The organism is Rhodobacter sp. 24-YEA-8 (genome assembly GCF_900105075.1).
Taxonomy (GTDB): Bacteria; Pseudomonadota; Alphaproteobacteria; order Rhodobacterales; family Rhodobacteraceae; genus Pseudogemmobacter.
The window spans coordinates 2,105,805-2,118,766 of record NZ_FNSK01000001.1 but is presented as its reverse complement, the minus strand read 5'-3'; the positions used below and the strand labels follow the sequence as shown (position 1 = coordinate 2,118,766).

Below are 12,962 nucleotides of genomic sequence, written 5' to 3'. Positions count from 1 at the left end.
AGAGATCACCGCTGCGCCGGAAAACACAATCCGGCCGGCGTAATTCAGGGAGGAGGAACCCGATGACGAAGAGAATGGCGCGGCTCTGCGCTGCGACAGCACTGACGGCATTTGCGATGCCGGTATTCGCGCAATCGGTGGAAGAGGCAATCGCGGCTTTGCCCGAGGGGCTGAAGTCGCAATATGAGGGCGCGCCCCAGGCCATCGCCACCGCGCCGCTCGCGGATTTCACACCGAAAGCAAAGCCTTACAAATGGTGCCATTCCGAAAGCTACCAGGGTAATCCCTGGCGCGTTTCGGTCACCAATGAGCTGAAGCGCCTCGTGGACGGGCTGATTGCCGAAGGCGTGGTCTCGGATTTCGAGATCTCGGATTCCAATGGCGATGTCGGCCAGCAGATCAGCCAGATCCGCGCTTTCATTGATAAGGACTGCGGCGTAATCACCTCGATCCCGGGCTCGGCCACGGGGCTTGATGAGGCGATTGCGGCGGCAGCAGCGGCGGGCATCCCCTTTGTGACGGCGGCGGGGTCGGTCACGGCGCCGTCCGCGGTGAATGTCGACAGCAACTATTCCCGCTGGGGCTATGAGATGATGGATGCGATCGGCCGCGCGCTGCCCGAGGGCGGCAATGTGCTGATCGTTGAAGGCATTGCCGGCCACCCGATTGTGGCGCAGGAACGTGCCGGCGCCGATGCCGCCATGGCATTGCATCCGAACCTGAAAATCGCCCGCGTCGTCAATGGCGACTGGACGGCGAATGTCACCAAAACCGTTGTGCTGCAAACGCTTGCCACCAATCCGGCACCGATTGACGCCGTCTGGTCGGCGGGGTCTGAAAGCCGCGTGATCGCCGAGGCCTTTGCCGAAGCGGGTCGCCCGGTGCCGGTGATCACGGCATCCATCACCGGGGATGCGCTTGGCTACTGGAAGGCCAGCCCCGAGGGTTTTCGCTTCGAGGGCCATGCCGTTCTGCCGGGCTGGACGGCGCAGACGCTTTACCGCACCGCCGCGCGGATCATGGATGGGCAAAAGCCGGTCCTGAACACGCTGATGATCCCGCTGCCGCCGGTGCATGAGGCGGATCTGGCGACCTGGTACCAGGATTGCATGACGCCCGACGCGGTGTCGGTTTTCCCGGTGCCGCCGACCGATCCGATGCCGGAAGACTGGCTTGATGCCTATTTCACGAATCCCGCCCCGAGCCCGGCCTGGGATTACGCGAAGACCCCCGGCGCCTGCGCCAACTGATCCCGCCATCAAGCCGCGCGTCCGATGACGGGCGCGCGGTCAAAAGAAAGACAGGACCATGCTGGAGATTTCCGGCCTGACAAAGCGCTATGGCGAGACGCTGGCGCTGAGCGGGGCCACAATCACCTTCCGCCCCGGCACCATCCACACGATTCTCGGCGAGAACGGCTCGGGGAAATCGACGCTTGTGAAACTGCTTTCTGGCATCGTGGCCCCCGACAGTGGCACGATCCGGATGGAGGGGCGCGAGATCACGGCCCGCAGCCCCGCCGGTTTTCGCGAGGCCGGTTTTGCCACCGCTTTCCAGGAGGTCCTGATCGCGCCGGACCGGTCGGTCAAAGACAATATCCTGCTGGGTCTTGACGGGTTTTTCCGTCGCCATATCCCACGGTCGGGCCGTGCCGCCCGGTCGGCAGAGGTGTTGTCGCGCTTTGCCTGCACAAAGATCGACCCCGAGGCGCTGGCGGGCGCGCTGCCACTGGCGGCGCAGCAGCTGGTGGTGCTCGCCCGTGCCGTTGCGCGCGCGCCAAAGGTGCTGATCCTTGATGAGATCACCGCCGCGCTTGATTTTGCCGACCGCGATTCCGTCTTCGCCTTCATGAAGCGCAGCGCGGCTTCGGGCGCGACGCTTCTGTTCATCACCCATCGGATGGATGAGGTCATGGCACTGTCTGATGATATTTCCGTGCTGCGTTCGGGGCAGGTCGTGCGTTCCGGCCCGCGCGCTGACGCGACGCCCTCAGAGCTTTTGAGCCTGATGGCGCCGGAAGGAGGCCGTCATGGCTGATCTGAGGGCAACCGGCCTGACCCTGCGCCCGGGCGCGCGCGCCTTTTCGGCGACCATCGGCGCTGGCGAGATCCTTGGCCTCGCGGGTCTCGATGGCCACGGTCAGGACACCTTTTTGCGCAGCCTGACGGGGCTGGGGAAGACCGGCGGCGAAGTCGCGCTGAATGGCGCACGGATCGGCAGCTTCCGTGACGCTGAACGGGCCCGCATCGTCTATGTACCGCGTGACCGCCGCGCGACGGGGATTTTCCCCGGCCTCTCGATCCTCGACAATTTCGCGATTGCCACCGCCGGGCGTGACCGGCGCGGCCCGCTGATCTCACCCGCAGCGCGCCGCGCCCGGTATGAGATCTGGCGCGAACGGTTGCAGATCAGGGCGCCATCGCCCGAAGCGCCGATCACCGCGCTGTCAGGCGGCAATCAGCAAAAGGTGCTGCTGGCGCGGGCTCTGGCGCGCGAGCCGGAGGTTCTCTTGCTGAACGACCCGACGCGCGGTGTCGATGTGGCGACGCGGCACCTGCTGTATGATCTGTTCCGCGATCTGGCAGGCGAGGGGATGGTGCTGGTGATCCTCTCCTCCGAGATCGAAGAGATCCTTGCTATGTCTCACCGCGTCCTGGTCTTTCGCGACCATAGTCTGGCTGCGGAATTGTCAGGAGAGGCGATGCAGACCGATCAGGTGATTGCCGCCATGTTCGGGAGGGCAGGCTGATGCGGGTGCTGGGACGCTATACATTCGCCATTGCCATTCTCGTGGTGCTGCTGGTCGCCAACCTCGTGATGAACCCGGCGCGGTTTCATCCGGCGGCCTGGGGCACGCTTCTGGGGATGGCGGCGCCACTGATCGGCGCGGCTCTGGCCTCGACCCCGGTGATCCTGGCCGGGCGGGGCGGCATCGACATCTCTGTCGGCCCGGTGATGGCGCTGGTCTCGGCGGTGGTGATCAAGGTGCTCTATCTTGATCACGGGCTGAGCTCACCCCTGATCCTCTGGCCGGCGGCGCTTCTGATCGGGGCACTGATCGGCGCATTCAACGGGTTCATGGCGGTGATCGTGCGGGTACAGCCCATTGTGGCGACGCTCGGAACCTATCTGATCCTTGGCGGGCTGACGCTGACCATTCTGCCCGCGCCCGTCGGCCCTGCGCCGGACTGGCTGAAGGCTATGGCAGGGGGCTGGAGTTTCCTGCCCCTGGGCGTGATCGGGCTTTTGTGGTGGGGGCTGAGCCGTATGCCATTCCATGACCAGCTGATGGCTGTAGGCTCGGATGACCGCGCGGCCTATACCGCCGGGGTGCCGGTCTCGCTGGTACGCTTTCTGGCCTATGTGATCACCGGCATGCTTGCGGCGGCAGCGGGGATGATGCTGACCGCGCTGATCGGATCGGCCGATCCGAAAGTGGGCGCGAATTATACACTGATCGCGATTGCCGCTGTGGCGCTTGGCGGCGTCAGCCTTGCGGGCGGCAAGGGCGGTCTGCTGGGGGCGGCCATCGGCGCCTTTGACATCTTCCTGCTGCAAAGCCTGCTGACCGCGTTCAACGTCTCGACCTATGTGTTGCAGGTCGCTTATGGCGCGATCCTTGTCACGGCGGTCGTGCTGATCGCGCTCCAGGATCGCGGCACGAAAAGGAGCCATGCATGAGCCGGTATCTCACAGCTCAGTATCTGACCGGAATGAAGGCGCGGATCATCGGGGCCTTTCTGGTTGCGGCGCTGCTGCATCTGATCGGGACCATCCTGATCCCGGGCTATTCCGCACCTTTCGCAATCCGGGCACTGCTGGTCATCGCCGCGCTGCTCGCAGTGGCGTCGGTCGGGCAGACGCTGGTGGTGATCCTTGGTGGCATCGACCTCTCGATCCCCTTCATCATCGGCTTTGCCAATGTGACGGCGGCGCAGCTTTACGGACAGGGCTGGCATTTCGGGCTGGTTTGCATCGTGGTCTTTGGTCTCGCCATCCTGATCGGCGCGCTGAACGGCGCCTTGTCGCGCGGGCTGAATATCCATCCGCTGATCGTGACAATGGGGATCGGCATGATTGTCCAGGGTCTTGTGCTGATCTGGACGAAAGGCTTCCCGACGGGATCGGCGCCAAAAGCGGTATCGTCTTTCGTGTCGATCGGGGGATCCTTTGGCCCGTTGCCGGTGCCTGCGCTGATCCCGGCATTGCTGGTGATGACCATCGTGATCGTGCTGGTGCTGGAGCGGACGCCCTGGGGTCGTCGCCTCTATGCGCTTGGCTCGAACCCCGGCGCGGCGCCCTATGCGCTGATCAGCCCGCTCTGGGTCTGGACCTCGACCTTTGCTGCATCGGCGTTTTTCGCGGCGCTGGCGGGGATCCTTCTTCTGGGCTTTACCGGGTCTGCTTACGGTGATGTCGGCCAGCCCTATCTGTTCCAGACCATCGCGGCGGTCGTTGTCGGAGGTGCGGCCCTGGTGGGCGGGCGCGGCAGTTACATCGGCACCCTGGCCGGCGTGCTGGTTCTGACCGAAATCAACACCTTGCTGATCGGCTTGAACTTTTCGCCCGCCTCGGTACAGGCTGCGTTCGGCGCGATCATCCTGCTGCTCGTCTCGCTTTACGGGCGAGAGCGCCATTTCCGCACAACCGTCTGAACCGGAACCCGTCTTATGCGTCTGAGCGATTGCCACAATTTTCACGACTTCCGCCGCCTGGCGAAACGTCGCCTGCCGGGGCCGATCTTCAATTACATTGACGGCGCGGCCGATGATGAGGTGACGCTGCGCCGCAATACGGCAGCCTTTGAAAGCGTCGATCTGGTGCCGAATGTCCTGCGCGGGGTCGAGGAGATTGACCTTTCTACCACCGTGATGGGGCAAAAGCTGGACCTGCCGGTCTATCTGTCGCCGACCGCACTGCAGCGGCTGTTTCACCACAGGGGCGAACGCGCGACCGGTGCCGCGGCCGAGGCCTATGGCACCATGTTCGGATGCTCGTCTCTGGGCACCGTTTCCCTGCAGGAACTGCGCCAGAAGCATCGAAGCCCGCAGGTCTACCAGTTCTATTTCCACAAAGACCGGGGCCTGAACCGCGCCATGATGCAATCGGCGAAAGAGGCCGGCATCAATGTCATGATGCTGACGGTGGACAGCATCACCGGCGGCAATCGCGAGCGCGATCTGCGCACCGGATTTTCGATTCCCTTCCGGCTGACACTGGGCGGCATGTTCCAGTTCGCGATCAAACCGGCCTGGGGGATCAACTATGTCACCCATGAGAAATTCAGCCTGCCGCAGCTGGATGCCCATATCGATATGAAGGGCGACAGCCTGACCATCGGGCGCTATTTCACCGAGATGCTCGACCCGTCGATGACCTGGGATGATGTCGAAGAGCTGCGTGAGGAATGGGGCGGAGAGTTCTGTCTGAAGGGCGTGATGAGTTCTGATGACGCCCGCCGCGCTGCAGATATCGGCTGTTCCGGGATCGTTTTGTCGAACCATGGCGGGCGGCAGCTTGACGGCTCGCGCACCGGTTTCGATCAGCTGGATGAGGTGGTGCAGGCGGTGGGCGACCGGCTCGATGTGATGATCGACGGCGGCATCCAGCGCGGAACGCATGTGCTGAAGGCGCTGAGCCTTGGGGCGAAGGCGGTGGGGCTCGGGCGATTCTACCTCTTCGCGCTGGCGGCGGCGGGGCAGGCGGGGATCGAACGCGCCCTTGGCCAGATGAAGGCCGAGCTGACCCGCGATATGCGCCTGATGGGGGCGAAGACCATCTCTGATCTGAACCGCGACAACCTGCGATTCCGCTGACAGCGGCTGACAGGGCGGAGGAATCGGGGGGGCTGATGCCCCCCTTTTTCATATGTGACGGCCAGAATGGGCGATGCTGCAATGCAGAAACAGGCACATTGCAGGCTTTTCGTGATCGGCAGAAAAGGGGCCTGATCGGTGAAATGCATGGTCGGAAAGACGCTTGCGGACACATTTTAGGGTTTTTCGGGCCGGAACTGGCTGAATTGGCGCTACTTTCTGCTTGCCGCATTGCGGCGCCTGGCAAAGATCCGCCAATCGCCGAAATATGTCGAAACAAAAACTTGATTCAAATCTGGTTCCCCGGCTTTGTTCTGCAACAGCCCGGCACAGACCGGGCCATGAGCAGATCAACAAGACGACGCCGGAACGGGACCACATGATTTTCACCGCTGCAAAACCGCTTCTCCGGAGCATGGCCGTGCTTTGTGCCGCTCTGACGCTGAGCGCCTGTATGGGCCGCGATATTGCGCCGGAAGGACCGGACAGCTCGATTTTTGGCAGCGTTGATTCGGGGCGTCAGGCGATGGCGCTGCTGGAGGCAAAGCAGAAGCAGTCGAAGGGGCAGCGCGTCTGGTGTGTGCCCTTTGCCCGCACCGCGAGCGGTGTCGACCTGCGCGGCGATGCGAAAACCTGGTGGAATGCTGCCGCCGGCCAATATGCCCGTGGCAACCAGCCCCGCCCGGGCGCTGTGATGGCTTTTTCGGCAACGCGGAAAATGTCGCGCGGCCATATCGCTGTGGTCTCGGAAGTGATTTCCGAACGCGAGATCCGCATCAATCATGCCAACTGGGTCAAAAACAAAGTCCAGATGGATATGAAAGTTGTTGATATTTCTCGGAAAAACGACTGGAGCGATGTCAAGGTCGAGCGCGTTGCGGGCGAGATGGGATTGTCTTCCTATCCGGTCAACGGCTTTATCTATCCGAACTGAGACCGTTCCGGGATCGTCGATCCTGCATCGTTCAACCGGTAAATCAAATTGAAAAGGGGAGGCAGCGTGCCTCCCCTTTGTTGTTTATGCCTGTCGCTTTTGGCAGCCGGGGCGCCTCAGCCCGGCTGTTTCGCGAAACGCAGATAAGGCAGTTTGATATCGAGCTCGCCATATTTCTCGGCAGCCTGGTCGTTGTTCAGGCTGAGGGCTACGATCACGTCCTGGCCGGGAACCCAGTCGGCCGGGGTCGCGAGCGGCTTGCCATCGGTGAGCAGAACCGCGTCGACCGCGCGCAGGATCTCGGCGAAGTTGCGGCCGACCGACATCGGGTAATAGATCGTGAAGCGGACCTTCTTGTCCGGCCCGATGAAATAGACCGCGCGCACGGTTGCGGTATGGGCCGGAGTGCGGCCGTCGGTCGGGATGTAGTAATCGGCCGGCAGCAGGTCATAGGCTTTGGACACGGCAAGGCTGGTATCGTCGATGATCGGGAAATCGGCCGGCGCGCCGCCGAATGCCTCGATATCGCGCTTCCATTTCTCATGATCGGCTTTGCCATCGACCGAAAGGCCGATCACCTTGATGCCGCGTTTTTTCCATTCCGGGATCAGGCGGGCAACGGCGGCGAATTCGGTGGTGCAAACCGGGGTGAAATCGCGCGGATGGCTGAAGATGATGCCGTAGCTGTCCCCGAGCCAGTCGTGGAAGCTGATGGTGCCGGCGGTGGTGTCGGCGGTGAAATCTGGGGCGATATCGTTGATGCGGACGGACATGGAAGCACTCCTCGGGAATTTCCTGCGCCAGATTTACGCTTTGTGGGAGAATATTTCATCCCCCCAGGTGGGGATCGCGGTAAATTAGAACAGCTTTCCTGACCGGGCCGCAGAATGCGGAAAGATTTTGGTGTCTCGCCGGTTTCACCAGCGGCACTCTTCCCCGGGAATGGTGGTTCAGGGGGGAGAGCAGGCTTGCGTCCAGGCCCGGGAAAGCGCTATTTTTGATCAAATGCTTTCGGGCCTGCCATCATGGCGCGCCCGAAACCTGCCACACCCAGAACCGAGGCCGGATATGCTCACGAAACGCGACTTCTACATCAATGGCGCCTGGATTGCCCCTGCGAAACCCCGCGATTACCAGGTCATCAACCCGTCGAATGAAGAGCCCTGCGCGGTGATCTCGCTGGGGGATCAGAGCGATACCGACCGTGCGGTTGCCGCGGCCAAGGCGGCCTTGCCGGCCTGGCGCGCAACGCCCCCGGCAGAACGGGCGCGGCTGGTGGCGGCCATTCTCGACCAGTATGAGGCGAGAAAGCAGGAATTCGCCGAAGTGATCGCGATGGAAATGGGGGCGCCGATTGATTTCGCGCTGGAAGAACAGGCGCCCTGCCTGCCCTGGCATACCACGAATTTCCTGCGCGCCTTTGAGCATATCGAATGGATCCGCCCGTTGGGCGATCGCGCGCCGGGCGCGGCCATCGCGCTGGAGCCGATCGGTGTCGTGGGGCTGATCACCCCCTGGAACTGGCCGGTGAACCAGATCGCACTGAAGGCCATTCCGGCGATGCTGGCGGGCTGCACCTGTGTGCTCAAACCCTCGGAAGAGGCACCGCTCGATGCGATGATGTTTGCAGAATTCTGCCATGCAGCGGGGATCCCGGCCGGCGTGTTCAACCTTGTGAACGGGGACGGCGCCGGGGTCGGATCGCAGCTTTCCTCGCATCCGGATGTCGAGATGATCTCGTTTACCGGCTCGACCCGCGCCGGTCGGGCGATCTCGAAAACGGCGGCCGAGACGCTGAAACGTGTCACGCTGGAACTGGGGGGCAAAGGCGCCAATCTGCTGTTTGCCGACGCGCGCCCGGATGCGGTGCGCTGGTCGGTGGCGCGGATGATGGAAAATACCGGGCAAAGCTGCAACGCACCCTCGCGCCTTCTGGTCGAGCGCCCGGTTTATGACAGGGTTGTGGCGGAGGCGGCGGAACTGGCCAATGCAATTTCGGTCGGCCCGGCGGATCAGCCGGGGCCGCATATCGGCCCGGTGGTGAACAAACGGCAATGGGATCAGATCCAGGCCTATATCCGCAAAGGCATCGAAGAGGGCGCCCGGCTCGTCGCAGGCGGGCCGGATCTGCCGGAAGGGTTCAACCGTGGTTTCTATGTGAAACCGACGGTCTTTGCCGATGTGAAGCCGGGCATGACCATCGAGCGCGAAGAGATCTTTGGGCCGGTTATGGCGATCATCCCGTTTGACAGCGAGGAAGAGGCAGTCGCCATCGCCAATGACACGCCTTACGGGCTGACCAATTACGTCCAGACCGAAGATCAGAGCCGCGCGAACCGGCTTGGCCGCGCGCTGGTCTCCGGCATGGTCGAGATGAATGGAAAGTCACGCGGCGCGGGCGTCTTCTTTGGCGGCGTGAAGCAATCGGGCCGGGCCCGTGAAGGCGGCATCTGGGGCCTTGAGGAATTCCTCGAGCCGAAGGCGATTTCTGGCTACGATTTCTCGGCTGGCTGATCGAAACTGAAGACCGGCCCCAGGGCCGGTCTTTGCCTCCGGCGGGGATATTTAAGGACAGATGAAGTCAGCTAAGGGTTTTCATCTGTCCTTAAATATCCCGGGGGTGAGCCGCAAAGCGGCGAGGGGGCAGTGCCCCCTGGAGCAAGGTCGCCGGAAGAAATGCCGCCGGAATCATGTCGCGTCCTTCGACTATAAGGTCCGCGAGCAGCTCTGCACAGACCGGCGCCATGCCAAAGCCGGTTTTGAACCCGCCATTCGCGATGAAATGCCCCGGCCGGCCGGGCCAGGCCCCGATCACAGGCGAACGGCTTTTCGCGCGCGGGCGGATGCCAGCCCAGCGTTCCAGAACCTCGGCCCCGTGCAGCACCGGCAGCACTTCGCGCGCGCGCGTGATCAGTGTTTCTGCCTGGGCATCGGGCCCGGGCGTCTCCCAGGTGCTCTCGCTGGTTGATCCGACGGCCACTGTCCCGTCACCATGTGCAACGATATGGAGCCCGGGCGCATAGATCTGCGGCGCTTCCCGCGCGTCATGGCGCAAGAGCACCGCCTGTCCTTTCACGCCGGCGCCCAGCTTGCGGCCGAAATGGGCAGAAAGCTCTGCGAGCCCCTCATATCCTGTCGCGTGAACCACCAGGCCGGGGCCGTCTGTCCCTTCCTGCCCGATCGTCCCCCCCCTGGCGCGCAGCGCCTGCGCGAGCGAGGCGAGCGCCTGGCGGGGAGAAATCCGGGCTGTCAGCGTATCCGAGATCAGCCAGCCGCTGGGGGAGGCGGGCTCCCAGGGCGCGCCCGTGGCCGGGATCACCCGCCATTCGGCAGCACCTTGCCAGAGGTCGCGCGCGGCTGTCTCCCGCGCCCGTGCAAGTTCAAGCGCGGCACTGTCGGCCAGGGGTTGCAACCGGCCCGCGCGCAGGTAAAGCGGGTCGGCCCCGCCAGCGTGATGCACCTCGTCCCACCAGGCCGCAGCCATGGTCAGGCTGCGAAACTGCAACGCCTTCATCTCATTCCAGGCCTCTGGCGCATGTGGTGCCAGGGCGCCGACCAGGCCGCCCGAGGCGCCGGCACCGATGGCGCGCGTCTCGATCACCCGCACTCTTGCGCCACGCTTTGCCAGCGCCCAGGCTGTGCTCAGCCCGAAGATCCCTGCGCCGCAGACCGTCACATCGACGCTTGCCATCCCGCCTCCGCTGTCGCATGGGGCATCAACCCGTCAGGTGAGCCATGCCCGAGATTCCCGAACCCGAATTTTCCGAAGCCGGACTGCCCAAAGCCGTCAGGTCCGAGACCGCCAGCCTCAGCTGGCTCGAGGATGCGATACCTGTCGCCACCAGATTTGACGATCCCTATTTCAGTCTGAAGGGCGGGCTGGAGGAGACGCGCCATGTCTTTCTTGGCGGCAATGATCTGCCGGCGCGGCTGCAAGACGGGTTCCGCATCGCCGAACTGGGTTTCGGCACCGGGCTGAACCTTCTGACCCTCGCGCTGGCCTGGAGGCAGCAGGATCCCGAGGGCGCGGGCCTTTTGCATTATACCACATTCGAGGCCTTCCCGATGGCGGTCGGGGATATGGCCCGCGCGCTGCGGCATTTCCCCGAAGCTGCCGCCATTTCAGCGCCGCTCCTTGCCGCGATGAGCGCGGGCGAAACCCGCTTTCGGCTGCCGGGGATCGCGGTCGAGATCGTGCATGGCGATGTGCGCGATACGCTGCCGGCCTGGACCGGGCGGGCCGATGCCTGGTTCCTTGATGGGTTCTCGCCGGCGAAAAACCCGGAAATGTGGGGCGAGACGCTGATGGCCGAGGTCGCGCATCACACGTCAAAGGGCGGCACTTTCGCCACTTATACCGCGGCCGGCCATGTGCGCCGCGCGCTTGCGGGTGCCGGGTTCGAGGTCAGCCGCCTGCCCGGTTTCGCGGGCAAGCGGCATATGTCTGCGGGAGTTTTGCGCTGATCAGCGCAGAACCATCCCGTCGGGCCAGCTCATCGTATAGCCCAGCGAGATCTCTTGTTTTGCGCCGGCCTCAAGATCGAACTCCCAGGCCATGATGCCGCGCTGCCCCTCGACATCCGTTACCGTCGGTTGCGGCGAGATCGTGGTCTTCACGCTCAGATCCTGCTGTTCCGAATAGGGCACCTGGTCGATCACCTTCACCGGCCAGCTCTCGGATCCGAGGTTTTCGATCCGGAGGATCGCGGTCTCGCTCAGCTGGTTCGAAGTCGAGAACACGCCGGTCTGGCCGCTGTCGCGCTGCGGCATGTCGCGGCTCAGCGTGATGCTGTCGAGCGCGCCGAAAGCAATTTCGGTTTCTTTGCCGGCGGGGATCAGGCCAAGGCTGGTGCTGCCGACCAGCACCCCTTCGCGGTAAAGAAGCGCCTCCCCGGGCAGCAGCGGCTCGCCGGAGCTGTTGGTGAATTTCGCCATGACAAAGGCGCTTTGGTCGCGGGAGGGAACGGCAAGGGCGAAGATCCCGGGTTCGGCCTGCAACGGATCAAGCGAGAGGCGCAGATCTTCGACCCCATCGGCGATATCGACCTTGCGCGGGTAATGATAGACCACGGTATCGCCTTCCATGGCGGCACTGGCGCTGATCGGCGCCGGCTCGGCGGCGAGCGCGGGGGCTATGACCATATCCATCTCGGCCGCGCCCATATTGCGCGCGCGCTCGAGGGCGGGGGGCTGTTCTTTTTCGATCCAGCGCTGCCAGGGCCAGAGCGTCGAGGGGGCAGATTGCTCGGAGGGGCGCGAGGAGGAGAGCGTCAGATCGACCCCGCTCCAGTCCTCGCCGGTCTCCTGGCTCACGAGCACCGAGCGGTCGATGGTGAGGCCCCCGCCATCCTTGCGCGTCAGGCGCAGATCGTAGAAAGGCCGCCAGCTGGCCGCGTCGACATAATGCGAGAGGGTGATGGTTCTGGTTCCGGCCCCGGCGCTTTCAAAGCCGACCGAAAGCACCGTGTAATCCTGTGCGCGCGATGGCAGGGCGGCAAAGCTGGCCTCGGCGTCAGCCAGCGCCTTCTGCGCCTCTTCCAGGGCCTTTTGCGCGGGCCAGAGATCGGCACGGGCGGCACTGGCCTCCTCGGCGGCGGCGAGAGTTTCCTCGCCGATCACTTTCGCGAATTCGCGCAGCGTTTCGGCGGTGGCGCCCTCGGGCGGCTGACCGCTGATCGAGGCGAGGTAGCCCGCACGCGCAGTTGCGGCCTGGATCCGGGCATTGCCGGCATCGACGACCGAAGTGGCGGCGCGCAGCGCGGCCTCTGCCGCCTCAACGGTGGCTTTCGCAGCCTCCTGATCCGGGGTCAGCGCCTCGTCCCGGGGCGGAAGCCGGTCGCTCCGCAGTGAGAAGGCCCCGGTCGAGATCCCCTCCGCCGCCGCCAGTTGCATCAGACCCGGTTCGGTACCGGCCGGCAGATCGGTGATCAGCAGCTCATGCGCCCCGGCAGAGGGGCTCTCGAAGGTCACCTCGCGGGTGATTTTCGCGCCCTGGGGATAGACAGTGACCGAGATGATCTGGCTGCCGGCAGTGATCGTATCGGCAAAAGCGGGAAAGGCTGTGGTGGCCAGAAGGGCCGCAAGAAGGGCACGCATGGAACGGCTCCGGTAAGGGATGACTGCACCAGGCTAGCTCTGCCGGGCCGGCATCGGCAAGAATGGAAAACCCGGCCCAGGGATCGGGGGGCGGGCTGCGTTACAAGATGTCCCGG

General features: G+C 63.9%; 12 protein-coding genes. 9 read left to right on the top strand and 3 right to left on the bottom strand.

Annotated features, from left to right (window positions below; genetic code table 11):
* Positions 1–62: 62 nt before the first annotated feature.
* From BLW25_RS10325 to BLW25_RS10295, 7 genes are all read left to right on the top strand, one after another.
* Positions 63–1,250 (top strand): substrate-binding domain-containing protein, encoded by a 1,188-nt coding sequence (locus BLW25_RS10325; protein ID WP_092898772.1) that lies wholly within the window; start codon positions 63–65, stop codon positions 1,248–1,250.
* Positions 1,251–1,308: 58 nt separating this feature from the next.
* Complete coding sequence (locus BLW25_RS10320; protein WP_092898770.1) at positions 1,309–2,037, top strand: ATP-binding cassette domain-containing protein; 729 nt, start codon at positions 1,309–1,311, stop codon at positions 2,035–2,037.
* Positions 2,030–2,749: an ATP-binding cassette domain-containing protein gene (locus tag BLW25_RS10315; RefSeq protein WP_092898768.1), complete on the top strand. Its 720-nt coding sequence runs from the start codon at positions 2,030–2,032 to the stop codon at positions 2,747–2,749. The genes BLW25_RS10320 and BLW25_RS10315 overlap by 8 nt, the downstream gene beginning before the upstream one ends.
* Positions 2,749–3,681 carry an ABC transporter permease gene (locus tag BLW25_RS10310; RefSeq protein ID WP_092898766.1) on the top strand — a complete coding sequence of 311 codons (933 nt, stop codon included), beginning with the start codon at positions 2,749–2,751 and terminating at the stop codon, positions 3,679–3,681. The genes BLW25_RS10315 and BLW25_RS10310 overlap by 1 nt, the downstream gene beginning before the upstream one ends.
* Complete coding sequence (locus tag BLW25_RS10305) at positions 3,678–4,655, top strand: ABC transporter permease (RefSeq protein WP_216279348.1); 978 nt, start codon at positions 3,678–3,680, stop codon at positions 4,653–4,655. The genes BLW25_RS10310 and BLW25_RS10305 overlap by 4 nt, the downstream gene beginning before the upstream one ends.
* 15 nt (positions 4,656–4,670) lie before the next feature.
* Positions 4,671–5,816: an alpha-hydroxy acid oxidase gene (locus tag BLW25_RS10300; protein ID WP_092898764.1), complete on the top strand. Its 1,146-nt coding sequence runs from the start codon at positions 4,671–4,673 to the stop codon at positions 5,814–5,816.
* 379 nt (positions 5,817–6,195) lie between these two features.
* Entirely contained in the window at positions 6,196–6,750 is a 555-nt protein-coding gene (locus tag BLW25_RS10295) for a CHAP domain-containing protein (RefSeq protein WP_171909522.1), read from the top strand.
* A 116-nt stretch (positions 6,751–6,866) separates the two neighbouring features.
* On the opposite strand, the gene BLW25_RS10290 is transcribed toward BLW25_RS10295, so the two are convergent.
* Complete coding sequence (locus BLW25_RS10290; RefSeq protein WP_092898762.1) at positions 6,867–7,523, bottom strand: peroxiredoxin; 657 nt, start codon at positions 7,521–7,523, stop codon at positions 6,867–6,869.
* 295 nt (positions 7,524–7,818) lie between these two features.
* Between BLW25_RS10290 and BLW25_RS10285 the strand changes: the two genes are divergently transcribed.
* Positions 7,819–9,264 carry an aldehyde dehydrogenase family protein gene (locus BLW25_RS10285; protein WP_092898760.1) on the top strand — a complete coding sequence of 482 codons (1,446 nt, stop codon included), beginning with the start codon at positions 7,819–7,821 and terminating at the stop codon, positions 9,262–9,264.
* Positions 9,265–9,355: 91 nt separating this feature from the next.
* Here BLW25_RS10285 and BLW25_RS10280 read toward each other — a convergent pair whose 3' ends face one another.
* Entirely contained in the window at positions 9,356–10,441 is a 1,086-nt protein-coding gene (locus BLW25_RS10280) for an NAD(P)/FAD-dependent oxidoreductase (protein WP_092898758.1), read from the bottom strand.
* Between the two features lie 44 nt (positions 10,442–10,485).
* Between BLW25_RS10280 and mnmD the strand changes: the two genes are divergently transcribed.
* Positions 10,486–11,214, top strand: coding sequence for a tRNA (5-methylaminomethyl-2-thiouridine)(34)-methyltransferase MnmC2 (gene mnmD, locus BLW25_RS10275; protein ID WP_092898756.1), 729 nt, complete (start codon positions 10,486–10,488; stop codon positions 11,212–11,214).
* On the opposite strand, the gene BLW25_RS10270 is transcribed toward mnmD, so the two are convergent.
* Positions 11,215–12,846 (bottom strand): DUF4139 domain-containing protein, encoded by a 1,632-nt coding sequence (locus BLW25_RS10270; protein WP_092898754.1) that lies wholly within the window; start codon positions 12,844–12,846, stop codon positions 11,215–11,217. It lies immediately after the preceding gene.
* Positions 12,847–12,962: the final 116 nt, after the last annotated feature.

What these genes read in the sequence shown, in the direction of transcription:
- BLW25_RS10325 (WP_092898772.1), top strand. Translation starts at nt 63, where the DNA reads ATGACGAAGAGAATGGCGCGGCTCTGCGCTGCGACAGCACTGACGGCA.
- BLW25_RS10320 (WP_092898770.1), top strand. Translation starts at nt 1,309, where the DNA reads ATGCTGGAGATTTCCGGCCTGACAAAGCGCTATGGCGAGACGCTGGCG.
- BLW25_RS10315 (WP_092898768.1), top strand. Translation starts at nt 2,030, where the DNA reads ATGGCTGATCTGAGGGCAACCGGCCTGACCCTGCGCCCGGGCGCGCGC.
- BLW25_RS10310 (WP_092898766.1), top strand. Translation starts at nt 2,749, where the DNA reads ATGCGGGTGCTGGGACGCTATACATTCGCCATTGCCATTCTCGTGGTG.
- BLW25_RS10305 (WP_216279348.1), top strand. Translation starts at nt 3,678, where the DNA reads ATGAGCCGGTATCTCACAGCTCAGTATCTGACCGGAATGAAGGCGCGG.
- BLW25_RS10300 (WP_092898764.1), top strand. Translation starts at nt 4,671, where the DNA reads ATGCGTCTGAGCGATTGCCACAATTTTCACGACTTCCGCCGCCTGGCG.
- BLW25_RS10295 (WP_171909522.1), top strand. Translation starts at nt 6,196, where the DNA reads ATGATTTTCACCGCTGCAAAACCGCTTCTCCGGAGCATGGCCGTGCTT.
- BLW25_RS10290 (WP_092898762.1), bottom strand. Translation starts at nt 7,523, where the DNA reads ATGTCCGTCCGCATCAACGATATCGCCCCAGATTTCACCGCCGACACC.
- BLW25_RS10285 (WP_092898760.1), top strand. Translation starts at nt 7,819, where the DNA reads ATGCTCACGAAACGCGACTTCTACATCAATGGCGCCTGGATTGCCCCT.
- BLW25_RS10280 (WP_092898758.1), bottom strand. Translation starts at nt 10,441, where the DNA reads ATGGCAAGCGTCGATGTGACGGTCTGCGGCGCAGGGATCTTCGGGCTG.
- mnmD (WP_092898756.1), top strand. Translation starts at nt 10,486, where the DNA reads ATGCCCGAGATTCCCGAACCCGAATTTTCCGAAGCCGGACTGCCCAAA.
- BLW25_RS10270 (WP_092898754.1), bottom strand. Translation starts at nt 12,846, where the DNA reads ATGCGTGCCCTTCTTGCGGCCCTTCTGGCCACCACAGCCTTTCCCGCT.